At 37.5% G+C, this 17,979-nt stretch carries 15 protein-coding genes; 2 read left to right on the plus strand and 13 right to left on the minus strand.

Annotated elements, in window-relative coordinates:
* Positions 1 to 6: 6 nt before the first annotated feature.
* From F9U64_RS08670 to F9U64_RS08705, 8 genes are all read right to left on the minus strand, one after another.
* Positions 7 to 1,578: a glycoside hydrolase family 43 protein gene (locus tag F9U64_RS08670; RefSeq protein ID WP_153402616.1), complete on the minus strand. Its 1,572-nt coding sequence runs from the start codon at positions 1,576 to 1,578 to the stop codon at positions 7 to 9.
* Positions 1,578 to 3,095 carry a glycoside hydrolase family 28 protein gene (locus F9U64_RS08675; protein WP_153402617.1) on the minus strand — a complete coding sequence of 506 codons (1,518 nt, stop codon included), beginning with the start codon at positions 3,093 to 3,095 and terminating at the stop codon, positions 1,578 to 1,580. Before F9U64_RS08675 ends, F9U64_RS08670 begins: the two co-directional genes overlap by 1 nt.
* Positions 3,096 to 3,105: 10 nt before the next feature.
* A complete protein-coding gene (locus F9U64_RS08680; RefSeq protein ID WP_153402618.1) occupies positions 3,106 to 3,420 on the minus strand; it encodes a cupin domain-containing protein in 315 nt (104 codons plus the stop codon).
* The gene (locus tag F9U64_RS08685; RefSeq protein ID WP_153402619.1) at positions 3,421 to 4,632 is read right to left on the minus strand and encodes an MFS transporter; all 1,212 of its coding nucleotides are present in this window, start codon (positions 4,630 to 4,632) and stop codon (positions 3,421 to 3,423) included.
* A gap of 7 nt (positions 4,633 to 4,639) precedes the next feature.
* The gene (locus F9U64_RS08690) at positions 4,640 to 5,764 is read right to left on the minus strand and encodes a hypothetical protein (RefSeq protein ID WP_153402620.1); all 1,125 of its coding nucleotides are present in this window, start codon (positions 5,762 to 5,764) and stop codon (positions 4,640 to 4,642) included.
* A gap of 27 nt (positions 5,765 to 5,791) precedes the next feature.
* Positions 5,792 to 6,673 (minus strand): carbohydrate ABC transporter permease, encoded by an 882-nt coding sequence (locus F9U64_RS08695; protein ID WP_153402621.1) that lies wholly within the window; start codon positions 6,671 to 6,673, stop codon positions 5,792 to 5,794.
* Positions 6,674 to 6,694: 21 nt separating this feature from the next.
* Positions 6,695 to 7,657 carry an ABC transporter permease gene (locus tag F9U64_RS08700; RefSeq protein ID WP_153402622.1) on the minus strand — a complete coding sequence of 321 codons (963 nt, stop codon included), beginning with the start codon at positions 7,655 to 7,657 and terminating at the stop codon, positions 6,695 to 6,697.
* 243 nt (positions 7,658 to 7,900) lie between these two features.
* Positions 7,901 to 9,439, minus strand: a complete 1,539-nt coding sequence (locus F9U64_RS08705; protein WP_228275636.1) for an extracellular solute-binding protein — start codon at positions 9,437 to 9,439, stop codon at positions 7,901 to 7,903.
* A gap of 368 nt (positions 9,440 to 9,807) precedes the next feature.
* Here F9U64_RS08705 and F9U64_RS08710 point away from each other — a divergent pair, with 368 nt between their 5' ends.
* Together F9U64_RS08710 and F9U64_RS08715 are read left to right on the plus strand one after the other, a co-directional pair.
* A complete protein-coding gene (locus tag F9U64_RS08710; protein ID WP_153402623.1) occupies positions 9,808 to 10,467 on the plus strand; it encodes a YesL family protein in 660 nt (219 codons plus the stop codon).
* A 49-nt stretch (positions 10,468 to 10,516) separates the two neighbouring features.
* Positions 10,517 to 12,814: an AraC family transcriptional regulator gene (locus F9U64_RS08715; RefSeq protein WP_153402624.1), complete on the plus strand. Its 2,298-nt coding sequence runs from the start codon at positions 10,517 to 10,519 to the stop codon at positions 12,812 to 12,814.
* A gap of 41 nt (positions 12,815 to 12,855) precedes the next feature.
* Here the strand turns inward: F9U64_RS08715 and F9U64_RS08720 are convergent, their stop codons facing one another.
* The 5 genes from F9U64_RS08720 to F9U64_RS08740 form a co-directional block, all read right to left on the minus strand.
* Positions 12,856 to 13,482, minus strand: a complete 627-nt coding sequence (locus tag F9U64_RS08720) for a hypothetical protein (protein ID WP_153402625.1) — start codon at positions 13,480 to 13,482, stop codon at positions 12,856 to 12,858.
* Between the two features lie 22 nt (positions 13,483 to 13,504).
* Positions 13,505 to 14,320, minus strand: a complete 816-nt coding sequence (locus F9U64_RS08725) for an undecaprenyl-diphosphate phosphatase (protein WP_153402626.1) — start codon at positions 14,318 to 14,320, stop codon at positions 13,505 to 13,507.
* A 36-nt stretch (positions 14,321 to 14,356) separates the two neighbouring features.
* On the minus strand, positions 14,357 to 14,671 hold the full coding sequence (locus F9U64_RS08730) for a PadR family transcriptional regulator (RefSeq protein WP_153402627.1): 315 nt from the start codon (positions 14,669 to 14,671) through the stop codon (positions 14,357 to 14,359).
* A 770-nt stretch (positions 14,672 to 15,441) separates the two neighbouring features.
* Complete coding sequence (larC, locus tag F9U64_RS08735; protein ID WP_153402628.1) at positions 15,442 to 16,356, minus strand: nickel pincer cofactor biosynthesis protein LarC; 915 nt, start codon at positions 16,354 to 16,356, stop codon at positions 15,442 to 15,444.
* A gap of 115 nt (positions 16,357 to 16,471) precedes the next feature.
* Positions 16,472 to 17,950 (minus strand): alpha-N-arabinofuranosidase, encoded by a 1,479-nt coding sequence (locus tag F9U64_RS08740; RefSeq protein WP_153402629.1) that lies wholly within the window; start codon positions 17,948 to 17,950, stop codon positions 16,472 to 16,474.
* Between the last annotated feature and the right edge of the window lie 29 nt (positions 17,951 to 17,979).

Consider the following 17,979-nt stretch of genomic DNA (forward strand, 5'->3'; position numbering starts at 1 on the left):
TCCTCTCTATTCGTTGAATCCTTGATATTCAAACCAATCAAAATCAGCATAATTATTACTTTCTTTTCCATTAGCTGAACAGAATAGACCCATGTACGCACCAATAAACCCGCCTGCTTTATCTGTACTTAAAATCGTACCATCTACTTCTCCAGCTAATAAAGTCCATTCAAATGCCTGTTCTGCAAAGTAGAAAGAATAAGCTTGACCAACTGCCTCCACTTTTAAGTAGATTTTATCTGAGGCAATTTCTTTCTTGGCAATTACCTCATCATTACCAGCTTCTCTTCTGATTAGTTGAATATGAGATTGATTATTCTCTAAGATTACTTCCAATCGGAACTGGTAATCATGGTTTTGCAGTAATACAAGTCCTGCCGTCTCATTGACATCTTCAGGTGAAAACTCCATCACAGTTTGTGCCATAAAATCAATGTGCTGTTGTCTTCTTCCGACAAATGCAGGGTTCTCTTCTTCCATCATTGATTCCTTTTTCGCTTTTAAGCGCAGATATCCCGGTCTTTCTGTTAATGACCAAAACTCCCCGCGAGGTGTTCTTAAGAAATTCCATCTATCATCCAATTTTTCTGCTTCAAATGGATCGTGAGCTGGTAATGCCGGCCATTTATGTTCGGCTAAATTAGGAAAACTCATTTCCTCTTCAATCAGGCCTTTGCCTGGATTAACAATTGGCCAGCCATCTTCCCAAATAAATGGCACAAGGAAACTTTCCCTGCCTAAGTTGCGGTAATATCCACCATATGGACGAGATGCCAGACAAACCATCCACCAGTCACCATTTTGTGTTTCCACAATATCTGCATGCCCAACATTTACAATCGGGTGATTGTTTCCTAAATGTCGGTGGGTCAGAATAGGATTTGTTTCTGTCATTTCATACGGACCTGTCACATTCTTGCTTCTGGCAATTGTCACAGCATGTGTATGACCTGTTCCGCCTTCTGCGATGATTAAATAATACCAGCCATTAATTTTGTACAAGTGTGGTGCTTCCTGTGCATGCGCGTTCTTTAGAGCACCATCCCATAAACTGTACTTTGGTCCTACAAGCTGCTTCTTCTCAAGGTCGAGTTCCTGCAGCCAAATTTCGTTATGCTTCAAGTACTTCGGTCCTTCTGGCGGCTTGCGGTTTCCTGTGTAATACACTTTGCCATCATCATCAAATAATAAAGATGGGTCAATTCCCGGTGCATCTTCCAGCCAGTTTGGATCAGACCAAGGACCAGCTGGATCTGTTGCTGTCACATAGAAATTTCGTCTTGCACCTGTTTGACTGACAACAAATGTTGTAATCATATAGAAAGTTCCTTCATGATAACGAATCGTTGGTGCGTAGATACCACGGGAGTTTGGTGTTTGATCTAAGTTCAATTGCTCTGGTCTGTCCAGCACATGGCCGATTTGTTTCCAATTAACCAAGTCTTTACTATGGAAAATAGGTACACCTGGAAAATATTCAAAACTGGATGTTACCAGATAATAATCATCACCCACCCGGCAAATGGACGGATCTGGATAAAACCCTGGAATGATTGGATTTTTAAATGTTTTTGTCATTACATTTTAACTCCCTTTCGTTCATTCAGATGATACTGGTCTCCCAATTTCTCATATTGAGAACCGCGAATTTCCAAATTTTCTGTATCCGTACTTGTTACTACAGCAGTTTCTATTGTTTCATTCTTTAATGTAAACTGATCAAGGACAATATTTTTAGACTCCTCGACATGAAGTGCAGGACCTTTTCTTGTCAGTACTTTTACATGATGCAGGTTTAACTCATCGACATATTTTGCAAAAATCCCTTCACCTGCCATCTCAATCACTTCCCGCACCATATCAGGTTCCCCGCCAGGTATCTGGTCATCTTGCGTCATCTCAATGGTCACATGATTGATATCTACATCTTTTACCGGCATTTCCGGCAATCCATAAATGAATCCTGCAGCCGCGCGGCAATTTCTTGCTGTAACATTGCTAATTCTGATCTTTTCTACTATCGGTGTTTTATGGCTAACTGGAATGGCTGCTGCATCCAATAATTCAGGATTGCTTCTGCTCACACCGTGACGGTAGAAAGAGTTAATCGCAATTGGACATAACACGTCATCCATCCAGACATTATTAACGAGAAGATTGCGAATATAGCTGCCCCGCTCACGATTTGTTTTAATTCTGATACCTCTGTCCGTACCATCAAACACACAGTTAGAAACCGTTATGTTCTCAATTCCGCCTGAATTCTCACTGCCGAGTACCACACCGCCATGCCCGTGATGCATCGTACAGTTGGTAATCGTCACATTCTTAGTAGGAACACCATATTTTCGCCCATCTTCATTTATCCCGGATTTCAAGACAACACAGTCATCACCAACATCAAAATGACAATCAGATATGCGGACATTAAGACATGATTCCACATCCAGCCCATCCCCATTCGGTGTATCAGAAGGATTTTGAAAATGAACCTGATGGATGGAAACATTCTTACAAAATACTAAATGGGTATTCCAAAAAGGAGAATTTCTAACCGTTACACCGTTAATCGTCACATTTTCCGCTTCGAAAAACTGAATTAATGGCGGACGTAAAAATTGGGAAGGCCATTCTACTAAGTTCGTATCAGCTGGTTCGGTAAAATCTGCATTTGCTTTCGCAATTTCCTCTGTTTTGGCTGATTGGTAATGTTCCTTATTACGTAAGCGGCGGTTTACTTTCCACCATTCCCGTCCGTTGCCATCAATGATTCCGTCTCCTTTAATCGCCACATTGGAAACATTTTGACCAAAGATCAGCGGCATAAATCCGTGACAGACATAACCTGACCATCTCGTTTTCACAACAGGGTATGCATCGAAATCATCCGTAAAAGAAAGAAGTGACCCCGCTTCTAAATATAGTGTCATATTGCTTTTTAACTGAATTGGCCCAGTATGGTACGTCCCTGCTGGTACATATACCGTTCCGCCACCAGCTTCCGCACATGCCTCTATTGCAGCTTGAATTGCTTTTGTGCTGTCTGCCGTTCCGTTGTTAATTGCTCCATATGTTGTAATATCAAATAAACCCATATTCTCACTCCTAATCTAATAAATCTTCTCTTAATGGTGTGAACACATCCAGCAAACGACTTGGCATTAATGCTCTCACTCCATGTACCGCATCAGAAGGGATATGCAGAGATTGTCCTTGCTCAAGTAAAACTTCTTTTCCATCAATATGAAAAGCAAGCTTTCCTTCCAAACAATAGGTTAATTGTTCGTGCGGGTGGCTGTGGCTGGACCCTTCTGCGCCTTCTTCAAAGACCACTTCCATCATCATTACCTTCTCACCAGGGCTATGAATCTTTCTTTTTACACCTGGTTCTGCCTGTTCCCACTGATTAATTGATCCCATTTATCTTTCCACTCCTTCTTTTTTGATTACTAATGGCAATATTAATTGAACGATCATCGCTCCAACAATAACGTAAGCAGCAGTCCCTGTATCTATCCCATCTGCAAATAACATAAAGCTGATAATACCTAGACCACGTCCTATATTAATAATCGTCTCTCTTAATACTACCGACTCTACACGGAATTCCGATCCTAATGGTATTCGGTCAATCCATCTGAAATAATAGGCTGCATAAGCATTTGCCTGTAATGGTTTAAACATGTTCTGTGTAATCATAAAAATAATCACACTCCATGTCGCAATTTCCCATGTTAAGAATGTCCCAGATAATACAAAGCCAATGGCAGCAATCCACAGATATCTTCGGGTATGTTCTATATTGGCGAACCTCGAGAAAATAAAACTGATAATAATTGAAACCGTTAGAAAACTGGCATTTAAATAACCGACAACACTTTCATCTTCAAAAATGCTGTAAATTAATATTGGGGGAACATACATTAATATGCCTTGAGGAAAACCAATAATAAACCAGCCGATCAATGCACTTTTAAAGGCTTTCTTGCGATTTAAAATTATCGGTAAATACTTCATATAATAATTGCGATGCCGGATCGATTCCTTCTTAATTCGAAAACTGCCGAGCGTACAGATAAAAAACATCAGAAAAGCGATAGAGAATACGATCATATAACCTGTTAATCCTGAATAGAAGCCGATAATGGCACCAGCTAGGGCAGGAGCTGCCAGATTACTTGTTCCCATCACCACTTGATTCCATCCCAAGTACCTGTGCCTGTTACTATTAGAGGAAACTTCATGAACAATAGTGAAATAAGCCACCCAATATAATCCTTGGGCAATCCCTCTAAGTAAAGCAAACCAGTAAAAATGGGTAACAATTTCCTCTTGGACAATTACGATGAGTAAATAAAATAAGGCAGTCATAAATATTCCATAACGGTATATTGTTGTCCTGCCTTTTCGTTTTGACATTTTCCCAATCAAAAATGTTGTTGCAGCTTGTGCTAAAATAGCTACTAAATTGTACATTCCATTAACCCAGATACTATTCGTCAGACGCCATAAATATAAATTTACGAAGATAATCGATAGAGCACCGCCAAATTGAAAGATAGCATGGTTAATCAGAATATTTACAGCATGTTTAGACAAGCGCTTTTCTTTCTCTACTTGTTCTGGTTGCATGAATTTTCTACACTTCTTTCTGCTCTAATTCCAATCTCCATTTGCGCCAGAAATGTTCTGGGTCTATTAAACTGTCAGGTTCACACTCCAACAAACGATAGAGTTGTATCCTTATTAGTGTCGCCTGTGTTGTTGCATTCATATCCCCTTCATACAAACCAAGTCCTATAGGAACAGGCTTAGGCATATTCGGGTAATATTCATCCCCTTTTACTTGAGCAACATTCGGAGCTTTAGGGGAATGGTCTAATTCCCGGGAGAATCCGCCGTCTTCCCTTTTCAGCTTGGCTATATTACGGATCGTTATCTCGGTGATTTCTTTCCGTTCATGTTCTGGTATTGCTAATGCCAGAAAGGAAAGTAAATCAATCGGATTCCGGATATAACACATATCTACCGCTTCTTCATTCCTTAAACAAGTCAGGATACTTTGATAGATTTTATCTTGATTTGGCATTGGAATTTGGAATCTTCGGTAAAACGTATGCAACTTAAACGTACCAGAAATTCTTACATACAAAGAGCCTTCTCCCCACAATCCGGTCTCCTTGTCCTGGATTTCTGCCAGATACTGCTCAAATGCCTTGATATAGGAAGCTTGTCTTTCCACAGGCAGTTGCCCGATATAGACAGTGGAGGATGCTAACAAGTCACACCCCCGCCAACTGTTTCGCAAATCAATACTCTCCCATTTTTTGCGATATGCTTCTAATGACTCTGTATAAGCAGGTGCAACATTCAATGAAACTGGTAAGCGGTATAAATGCTTGGCACCCAGTCGTTTTAATGAATTAATCGAATAGGCCAGTGCACGATGCACCATTACTTCATCCTCTTTCATACTTGGGTGTTCATCATAGAAATAACCTGTTTCTTTGTCCTGCTTTGCTTGAAAAAAATCTATCATCTGCTGCTTAACGGAATCAGGCATCTTCTCTGCAAGTTGATGCCTAATTAATATATTCAGCGCTTGGGCTGTTGATTCAATATCTGGTGAAAAATGATCATCTTTAACTGAACTTCTAGCATAATAGAATCCACCTGTTACTGAATCGTACTGGTCCCCTAACCAGTCGAACAGCCCATTATATAATGTATCCAACTGAGCTAAACTTTCTCTCTCCCATCCCACGCTATCAAGCTTCCTTTCTAACACTCCTTATCCTTTAACAGAACCTAACACTGCACCTTTCGCAAAGTATTTCTGTAAAAATGGATAAACTAGTAAAACTGGTACTGTTGCTACAACAATTGTTGCCATCTTAATAGTCGTTTCAGGCGGTGGAGTATCTGTAAATGCTGCACTATCATAATTCATTCCGCTGGCAAGCACGACAATTTGTCTTAACAGTACTTGTACCGGCCATTTATCTGCATCACTTAAATAAAGAATAGCGTGCATGTACGTGTTCCAATAAGTTACCGCATAGAATAAAGAAATGGTGGCAATTGCCGGCAATGAGATCGGAAGAACGATCCGGAATAAAATACTAAAATCATTTGCCCCATCAATCTTTGCTGACTCTTCTAAACTTTCTGGTATGTTCATAAAGAAGCTTCGTAAAATGATCATATTAAATGCATTAATGGTTACAGGGACAATTAGTGCCCAGAGTGAGTTTAGTAAACCTGTCTGCTGAACAACCAGGAATGTCGGAATCATCCCACCATTAAATAGTAATGTAAATACAATCATAAAGTTGATAGCACGGCGTCCAACAAGATCTTTCCTTGATAAACCATATGCTGTTAGTGTAGAGAAAAGCATACTCCATAATGTCCCGCCAACTGTTATGATGATGGATATACCTAATGCCCGAAAGATAGTATCTGTTGAGAAGATATACTCATAAGCATTTAATGAAAATTCTGTTGGAAATAACAAGAATTTCGTTCTCGCTATTTCCGCACTTGTTGCAAAGGAACTACCAACAACATGAATGAATGGTAGTATTGTAATAATGGCAATTAATGCCAGTAAGAAGTAATTAAAGAAGTCGAACACTCTGCTGCCTGCTGATACTCTTTTTAATTTAGCCATTTGTTTCACCTCATTCGTGTTTTAATAAATACCTTCCTCATTAAATTTCTTCGCAAGCCAGTTTGCGAAAATTACCATGATTAAGCCTACTATCCCTTTAAAGAAACCAACCGCAGTACTGTAACTAAACTGCCCTTGTTGTAAACCGGCAACATAAACATACGTATCAAAGATTTCCGCAACACTTCTGTTAGAAGAGTTTAATAGCAAGTAAACATGCTCAAAGCCAAGTTCTAATACATCACCAATTTTCAAGATTAACAATACAATAATGACACTGCGGATTGCCGGTAAAGTGATATGCCACATTTGACGGAATCTGTTCGCACCGTCCATTCTTGCTGCTTCATACAAACTCGGGTCAACCGCTGTTATCGCAGCTAAGAAGATGATCGTTCCCCAGCCTGCTTCCCGCCATATTACCTGGAGGATATACATCGGCCTGAACCATTCTTCATTTAGAAGGAAGTTAATTGGCTGCATTCCCAACGACTCGATAATAGCGTTTACAATCCCTCCATCAAGTGTCAGCATCACATAACTTATTGATACGATAACCACCCATGACATAAAGTGCGGAATGTATACCAGTGTTTGGACACTCCGTTTGAAGAAACTATGTCTCACTTCATTAAGCATCAAGGAAAGAATAATAGGAATCGGGAAGAATACAAAAACCTGAAGCCCGAATAACATTAATGTGTTTTTAAAAATCATCCAGAATTCATCACTTGTAAATAGTCTCTGAAAATGCTCAAATCCTACCCATTCACTACCCATAATACCTTTGTAAGGCTTATAATCCTGGAATGAAATGATCAAACCATACATTGGCAGGTATTTGTATATAAGGAAATAAATTAATCCTGGAAGAATCATCAAATATATTAATTTGTTTTTCTTGATTCTGCGCCATGTTTCTGATCTTCTTGCTTTCTTTAATTGCTTTGCTTCTTCACGAGCTGATATTGTAGACGTTTCCATAAGCAGTTTCCTTTCTTTTATTTATTTCTTGTTCGGTATAAACCAAATCGTAAAGTATACAAGCTGTAACGTAAATAATCATTATCTTACGAGTTACTAATCACCTGTTATCAAGCGTTATTCTCACTTTTAATTTTAGATAAAGCAACTAACATAACATAATGATCATCTCCAATAACATTCGTTTTATGATAGTGCGGGCTCTTAAAACGTTAGTGTTTAAGAGCCCAATAATCTTTCCTATTATTTTGAACTATTATACTCCTCGATGATTGCATCTCCACCTTGAGATTTCCAATCTTCTACGGCAGCTTCGAACCCTGCTTTATCAATTTGTCCTAAGATATATTGATAAGTTGCATCTGTAATGATCTGCTGCAGACGTGCACCATCTTGTGAGAATGTTTCCGAGTAAAGTGGTACAGTCGGATCTTCAATTAAATAATTCTCGTTATCGATAAATAACTCTTCTGATTTTGCTTTTGGCTCATACTCAAAGTAACCAAGATATCTACTATTTGTTTCTGGTTCACCAATCTCAAGTGCCTGGAAAGGTTTAACCTCACGATCAAATAATGCTGAATCATCTGTTACCTTTGCAGCACCATCTACCAGTTCATAATGCTCGCCTTCCATACCCCAGTAAGCGTAATTTGCCACTTCCGGTGACATCATCTTATCAAAGAAACCAAGGATTTTTTTCAAGTCTTCCTCTGTTTCTACAGAGCTTTTAGGGAACATTACTAAGTTACCGTATCCAGGGATCGACCAAATACCAAACTCACCATCAGGTCCTTCTACATAGTTGTGTACATCGAACGTAGCATCAGGATTAATTGCAATGGCATCATCTTTCAAGCTCAGTACATCACCCATTGAACCAACATAGATACCAGCAGTACCATTTTTGATGAATTCTTGCTGATCAGTTTTACTAGTTACAGGGAAATCCTGATTAATGAATCCATTTCCATGCATTTCTTTAAAGAAATCCATCGTTTGTACATACTCGTCAAACATAAACTCTGGTAATAATTGTCCATCTTTTTCGCCCCAAGAGTTCGGCGTTCCAAACCATGAAGAAACTGTTTTGAATGCACCGTAAACTAAATCACTACGATCCGTTACACCAAATGTGTCATTCTCACCATTCCCATCAGGATCGTCTTCTGTAAACGCTCTTGCCATTTCCATAAACTCTTCTGTCGTTTTCGGAGCTTCTAATCCTAAATTTTCTGCCCAATCTTTTCTATAGATAATACCTTGACGTGAAAGCGGGCGACCTTGGTATAGAGTATATAACTTTCCATTAACCATTGTATTATCTAAAACATTTTCTTTTAATTTAGATAAATTCTCAAACTCATCTAAATATGGACCAATTTCCCAAAACTGTTCATCTTCAATTGCGTCACGGAATTGAACAAATGTTGTCTGGTTCTTAAGAAATACTGCTTCTGGTAAAGAATTAGTTGCAAATGCTGTATTTAATCTGTCTTCATAATTGTTATCAGGAACCCATTGTATTTCTAAGTCTGTGTTTGTTGCTTCCTCAATCTTGTTCAACACTTTATCCTGTGGAACTTCCGGTGTGTGTAAATTTGCCATTATAGAGAAAGCATAAGGTTCATCTCCTCCACTTTCTTCACCTGATGATTCCCCTTCTTCACCTGACGAATCTGTTCCACCTGTTTCAGATGAATTGTCACTACATGCTGCTACGAATAATAGGAACATTAACATCATAATACCGAGTAATTTTCTCCAGTTACTGTTACTCATAAATTAACCACCCTCCAAAATATTTTTTTGTTTTGTACAGCGCTTGCTGCCTACATCTATAGTAATTGAAAACGCATGCAAAAGTATATAATCACTTTTTCACAGTCAATGGAAACGCTTACTTACCAATGGATAGTTTAGTGCATTTCTCCCAAAATAATCACTATTACTTCTAGGACTAATTTTGTGTGAACAAATGATTATTTCTAAATCAAGCAAACATTACAATCGTTGATACACAAAGGTTTATCCCACCTTATAAAATGATTATACAATGTAAACGCTTTAATACAACCTTTACTTATCCCATTTAAACATTTATCCTAGTATTAAAACATATTATAATATTAATGAAACAGGTGATAATTATGGAATTAACAGGAATCTGGTCAGGGTTATATAAAGTTAGTGTATTAGTAACCCGTCTTGCTTGGTTAAACATTCTTTGGCTAATCTCTACATTAATAGGTTTAATTTTATTTGGCATTATGCCAGCAACAATCGCTATGTTCACTGTTGTGCGGAAATGGATCCAGAAAGACTATGACGTGAATGTCTTTTCAACTTTTGTAAAAGCCTACAAAGAAAACTTTATCCGTTCTAACCTTTTTGGTATAATTATCTATGTATTAGGTTATGTCTTATCCATATTCCTGAAATATACGGGATACATGAATGAGAGTGAATTATATCCGGTACTGTTTGGTATTTTTATTTTAGCATCATTTTTCTATGTTATGTTAATTTTATATATTGCTCCGGTTTACGTTCATTTTGATTTGACGTTTTGGCAATATATTAGATATGCAGTAACGATCGGTGCTGTTAATTTGCATTATTCCATTTGTACGTTAACTTTACTTGCAGGAATTTACTTTCTATCATTTAGATATCCTGGCTTCGGGTTGTTTTTCGGCTTTAGTTTAAGCGCATACATTATTATGTTCTTGGCTAATATAGGCTTTAAACAGTTAGTAAAGAAACAGCAGGAACAAACAGGACAGCAGGCGGAAACTGTTTCAACTTAATAGTTTTGCTGCTGTCTTTACTAGACAATTTAATACGAGGAAGTTGCCTATGAAAAAATTCTCTACAAAACATTATTTTAAATTGATTGCTTTTCTCATTATTTTAAGTACTGTGCCAGTTATTATCACAGGCGGACTTTCATATTGGCAGTCATCCAATGCCATCGTAGATTATTCAAATGATGAAAAAAAACAAAACATCTATCAAATTCAAACAAATGTGGAACAAGTATTAAAATATGTCGACTTATCAACAACCTATTTTGTCCGATCCACCCAGACCCAGCAATTTCTGAATGAAGATATGAATGCAGCATCATTTTCTGATTATCATAAATTAAGACGTGATCTTAATCATCTTCAGACGATCGAGACAGGAATTGAAGATATTGTATTTGTCAGTTTTGAAAATAAATGGCTAATGAATAATGATGGGCTTGTAAATTTAAACAATACTACGTATGAAGAAATTAAAACAAGTTATATGAATATTGCTGATAAATCAAGCTGGATCTTAGAAGATGCTGATAAAATTAATTTCCCAAACGCAACAAAGAAAAGCTGTTCCCATTATATTAACCTTGTCAAAAAGTTGCCTATTCTTTCCTCCGAACCCACTGGTGTTATCGGTGTTTTAATTCCTACATGTGAACTGACGGAAATTATGGCAGGCAGTAACAATAGTGAGTCATTTCTGATTATAGATGAGAATAACCAGACAATCGCTCATAGCAATACAGCATATATCGGGGAAGATAATTATGTTCCATCTTCTCTCTTTAATAAAATTGACCAGAGTGTGGAAGAAGGTCAATTTGAATATACAATAAACGATGTCGCCTATAAAATCACTTATCATTCATCGAACTATAATAATTGGACTTATTTATCTTTTGTTAAATTAAGTGATTTGCATATGCGCTCAAGTTCCATTGGATGGATTACGCTGTTAATTGTTATTCTACTATTAGTTTTGTCCACTATATTTGCTGTTATTGGAAGCAGAGTACTCTACAGACCAGTAAAACGGTTAAGAAATGCTATCTATTCTAATCAGGCGGAAACGGATGGGAATAATGTAAATGAATTCGACTTAATTGAAACGCATATCGAGAAATTATTAAATCAGAACAATCAATTGGAACAACGGGTTCAAAGTCAAGTTACGCAATTAAAGCAACTGTTTATGATGCGACTTGTGCAAGGGAAAGTAAAAGAGGATGAGATTCCACTAAAACTGCAATCGTTCCATTATCCTAAAGAGTGGACATGGTTAACGATCTTCTCTTTAAAATTTGATGCGATTGACCAGGAGAAATTCGATAAAAATGACCAGGATTTAATTTTATTCGCTATTAATAATCTGTTGGAGGATATCATTCCTCAAACGGAAAGATTAACTCCCGTAGTTCTCAACGATACACAAACGACGATTATTATTACAGACTGTGAAGATGATGCAGAATATACTCGCAGTATTAATGAAAAGGTCTTATTAATTCAGGAAAAGATTAAAGAATTGTTTAACTTGAGTGTAAGTATTGGAATCAGCCAGCGTTTTAAGCATTTGTATGAAGCGGATACTGCCTTCAGAGAAAGTAAGGAAGCTCTAAAGTATCGTCTCAAAATGGGTGAATCTTCTATCATTTTCTATGAAAATCTAAACAGAAGGTATTCGAATATCGCACCATACCCAACAGCAATTAAGAATAAGATTTTTGATGCGATTAAAGTAAGTGACAAAGAGAAAGCAAAAACAGAATTATCAAAACTTTTTGAATATATTGACCGGAACGATATTCATCATCAGCAACTGGAGATTATTCTATCACGCTTTCTTTACGAGTTGTTTGAGTTGAAGGAATTGCTTGGAATCGAAGTAGAAGACTTTCATTCAACAGAGATGATTACACATTATCAAGACTTGAGTTCTCTCGAGGAGATTAATGACTGGATATCCAATCATATCATCCAGCCATTAATCGATAATCTTGATGCAAAAGATGATAATAAGAATAAACGAATTTCTGATAAAATGATTCGTATGATCCAAGGTAACTTTAACCGTGACCTATCTTTAGACTTTATTGCTGCTGAACTGCATTATAACCCAAATTATTTAAGCAGTATTTTCCAGAAGGAAACCGGATATTCATTCAGTGAATATTTATTGAAATACCGTTTAAATAAAGCGAAGGATTGGCTAACGCAAACAAATAAATCGGTAAAAGAAATCGCAGAAGAACTTCAATATAATAATTCGCAAAACTTCATTCGTTCCTTCCGTAAGATGGAAGGGATCACACCAGGAAAGTATCGGGCCCAATATAAGACGAAAGAAGCATAGAAAAGGAGATCCACCGCTCTTGGTGGATCTCCTTTTGCTATTTAAAATTTCCTGTAAATCATCATATCGATAAGTTTATATAAAAAGAATGCTGCCACGAAGCCACTTGCATAAGCAAAACATGTCGCTTCTAAAACTATAATATACAGCGAACTGTTAACAGTATTGCTTATCAGCAGCAATATCGCAAAGAAAAACAGGGCTATAAACGCATAACCAATCAAATAATGATGTGCAGGCAAATGAAAGAGAGACGAATCTTTTGAAAGACGGTCAAACTCTTTTATTTTAAACTGGCTGATGGCAATAGCCGTTGCTTCTTCCTCCGATTTACCCTGAAGGACTAAATCCTGGGCAAAATCATTCATATATGTCAGTAATTCCGCTTTCTCCTCTTTGTCAAGAGTTAATCGGTCAACAAAAGCTGTAAGATCTTTACTGTTTTTATACAGAACATTTATCTTTATATGCCCGATATAATTACAGATTGCCCATACTCCCCCAATAATAATTGCCAGACCATATCCTGCCAGTGCAGTAATTGGCGTATGAGCAGGATCATCAAAATAGTCCAGCAACAGGGTGATGACAAACACACTAATCGAAACGAGCAGAACCCATAGAAACTTTATATCTGAAAAGCTGGTAATTTTCCTAAATACATTCATGCAATCATTCCACTCCCCTTATTTACATAAATAGAATGACTAGCAAACCAACAATCACACAATAATAAGAGAAATATTTTAAGTTTCCTTTTGCCATAATATTCATAAACCATTTTAAAGCAAAATATGTTGCGATAAATGTGGTGATAAATGCAATGAGATACGGAATAAGCAATGTATCAATGGCAGGATCTGTTAAGATGTCCGGTATTTCGAGTATACCTGTACCAAGACTGACAGGAATATATAATAAGAAGGAGAAACGTAACGCAGTTTCCTGTTTCATTCCAACTAGCATTGAACCTACAATTGTTGCACCAGACCGGCTGATTCCCGGTGTCAGGGCAAGCATTTGCGCTATTCCGACCAGTACTGCATCTTTTGTTGTTAAATCTCCGTCATTCTTCCTTCCTCTTAAATTACGAATCATCCAGACTGCAGCTGCTGTTATTAAGAGAGTAACCCCTACTACTGTTGTATTGTTTCCAAGTAAACTGCCAATTTCATCATCAAAAAGCACACCAACTACGCCAACAGGGATCGTGGCACTGATCAAATAAATAATGAATCGAAAATCTTGCTTTGCAGACATATCTTTCTTAAAAATATAACTCAACCCATTCGTAACTAAACGCACGATATCTTTACGATAAATAACTAACACTGCGAGTAATGACGCGAAATTGACGAATATTTCAAAAGAAAGTCCTCGTGCCTCAATATTGAATAATTCCCTAAAAATAACAATATGGCCACTTGAGGAAATAGGAATAGGTTCAGTAATCCCCTGAACTAATCCTAATATAAAATATTTAACCAGTGTTAATAGTTCTTCCATAAAACAATCTCCTTTGCAGATCGAAATTTCAATTCGTTAAATAAATCGATTAACTACTTGTACGACATTTTTCCAGTCATTTTTATTTTGGTCTAATTGTTCCTTACCTTCTTCTGTAATTCCATAATACTTTCTTCTCCCGCCTTGGCTCTCTTCTCCCCAATAGGATGTAATTGCTCCATTATTCTCGAGGCGTTTTAAAGAAAGATAAAGGGTTCCTTCCTGGATGACAAAGGTACCTTCTGTTTTTTCTTTAATTTTTTTGGAAATTTGATAGCCATAATTATCTTCTGTGTTTAACAAGGAAAGGATAAGCAGATCAATCGTTCCTTTTAGCATTTCTTTATTCAATAAATAATCCGCCCCTTCCTATTACCTAATATCATTAAGTAGTTTATTATAGATTACTTAATAATGCAAGGTATTTTTAAATAATATTTGGTAAGACAGAGAGAGAAATAAGTCAACATCGTGTTCGATAAATTGTCTAATTTTGATAGTGCTAAAATACGTTCCGTAAATAAACTACGCTTTCCACGGGCGTCTGTCGAGCCTCCTCGTTCGCAAAGCCCACTCACTGCGGGGTCTCGACTAGGCCTCCGATCCCGTAGGAGTCTACGTTTATTTACTCCACTTAGCTTCACTCTCTAAATCTTGGTAATGCTGATATTTCAGGGGTTAATAAACGTGCCTATATTAATTATGTAATAATGTCCGGTGTGTAATGTAATAATTTCAATCCTCTTATTGGAGAGGACATAACATTGGCAATTTGCGGAGAGTTAGGATTGCTCATGAGGAAACAATAGTAGTTTGTCTATAATTTAATCAAGTTTCATAGACACGCTTTAGAAGAGAGACTTTCAATGGATTAGATGAGCGTGTATGAAAATCCACTTGGTAAAGTGAATTTCTTTACCAAGTTAGCAGACCGCCGTGCACATGGTAAAGAAGACACTACTCAAGAACACTTTGCTTGAGTAGATGTCGCCCTTATGCCCGTGGTGAAAGCGAGTATTTTCCCCAGCGGTGTGCTAGCATTCTCTATATTAGTACATTAAGCATTTGACAACCTTGGCTAATTATTGATTCCCAACCGCATTCATTATATTCATATTATATTATCCGAGAATGATTCGCAGAACGTTGGGGTTGTCCTTGAATGTTTTTGTTCCTGCGCCATATCCGATTTGCTTTACCGTCATGTCAGGGATGGAATCTGAGAATTCTTCCGCTAGTACTTTTACAATTGCTGCACCTGTTGGTGTTGTCAGCTCGCCTTTAATATTGGTGCTCTTTAATGGGACATCTTTTAATATTTCCAAAGTAGCTGGTGCTGGGACAGGATAAAGACCATGATCAATTTTGATCCGTCCTGAACCAACTGGTACCGGTGAAGAGATCACTTTATTGATAGCTAGCTTGTCCACTAAAATCGCTGTACCAACAATATCTACAATCGAGTCAATTGCGCCAACTTCATGAAAGTGAACGGTTTCCAGATCCATCCCATGAATTTTTGCTTCAGCTTCCCCAATTACTTTGAAAATTTTCAGAGCTAATTCTTTAACAGACTGATCCAAATCACTACTCTCAATTAATGCAACAATGTCTTTATATGTGCGATGATGATGGTGGCCATGATCATGCGTATGGTTGTGGTGATGTCCGTGACTATGATCATGAGTCTGTTTATGGTCATGGTGATCATGGGTATGTGTATGTTCATGATCATGGTGATGATGGGTATGCCCGTGTCCATGGGTGTGCTCTTCATCATGATGATGGTGATGGCCATGTTCATGATGGTGGCCATCCTCATGGTGGTGCTCACCATAAATCACATCAAACTTCAAGCTGGAAATCCCGTTTTTATTTACCCGCGATAGCTTTAATTGATATTCATCCTCTAAATGTAACTTGCTCAATTCGCCCTCTAAAAACTCTAACTGTATTCCCGCTGTATCCATAAGAGCAGCAATTGTCATATCACCGCTTATTCCTGAAAAGCAATCTAAATATAATCTCTTTTCCATTAAAAACTTCCTCTCTATAACTGCTGATACTCACATATTAAGCCTACTGATTCATAATTGTAAAGAAAAAAGGAACCGCTTCATTCGCGATTCCTTCCCTTCCTTGCTTATCATATTATTTAATAGAAATAGCAACAACTGATTTAGCAGGTAATTTTAACGAGAGCTCTGTTCCATTCAATTGGAAATCTGTGTAGTTAACAGGCTTCACATTATCCGGATTGTCAAATGTATTATGAGCATCCAATTCATCAGCTGTAATGATACGTCCACTGATGTCAGAGAGATTCATACCGCGCAAGTCAACCTGCACATCTGCATCATCATTCTTATCAACATTACATAATGTCACATTAACTGTTCCATTATTTGCTTTTGAAGAAGATACGGAAACTTGTGCAATCTCTTTCTCACCAACTTTTATCTGGTTTGATTCGATACTTAAATCTAAACGTTCAGCATCTTGATGTACTTTATACATTTCAAACACATGATATGTTGGTGTTAGAATCATTTTCTCTTTATCTGTTAAAATCATGGACTGAATCACGTTGATGGTTTGTGCAATATTTGCCATATGAACACGATCACTATGATTATTGAAAATGTTCAGCGAAACCCCGGCAACTAATGCATCACGGATGGTATTCTGCTGATACAGGAAGCCTGGATTTGTACCTGGTTCTACATCATACCATGCACCCCATTCATCAATAATCATGCCAATACGTTTTTCAGGGTCATACTTATCCATAATCGTTCCATGTTTTTCAATCAATTCTTCTATATAATACGTTTTCTCCATCGTAATGTCCCAGACATCTTCTGTGAATCCTGTTGCAGGTCCTTTATTCCAGAATCCACCTGGGTGAACATAATAATGCAGGCTTAAGCCATCCATGAGATGAGCTGCTTCTCTCATCAACACTTCTGTCCAGTTATAATCGTTGACATTAGCGCCGCCAGCTATACGGTAGATTTTATTATCGCCATAGTTCCTTACATATGTCTGGAATTGGCGATACAAGTCCGCATAATATTGTGGTCGCATATTACCGCCACAACCCCAGTTTTCATTACCGACACCAAAATATTTTAGTGACCATGGTTCTTCTTTCCCATTTTCTTTACGCCAGTTTGCCATAGGTGACTCACCATCAAATGTCATATATTCTACCCATTCAGACATTTCCTGTACCGTTCCACTACCGACATTTCCATTAATATATGGCTCTGCACCTAACATTTCACATAACATATAGAATTCGTGTGTCCCGAAGTGGTTATTTTCAATGACACCGCCCCAGTGGGTATTAACCATTCTTTTACGATCTTCACGCGGGCCAATCCCATCTTTCCAATGATACTCATCAGCAAAACAACCTCCAGGCCAGCGAAGGAGTGGGATATCTATATTCTTTAGTGCTTCTACCACATCACTTCGAATTCCATTTGTATTTGGAATCTCTGAATCTTCTCCTACCCAGAAACCTTCATAAATACAACGTCCCAAATGCTCAGCAAAATGTCCGTAGATATTCTTGTTAATTGTTCCTTTTGACACATCAGCATTAATAACAACTTTATTGCTCATTTTTCCACCTCATTTATTAAAATAATCTA

Origin of the sequence: Gracilibacillus oryzae (genome assembly GCF_009498735.1) — a bacterium.
GTDB lineage: Bacteria > Bacillota > Bacilli > Bacillales > Amphibacillaceae > Gracilibacillus > Gracilibacillus oryzae.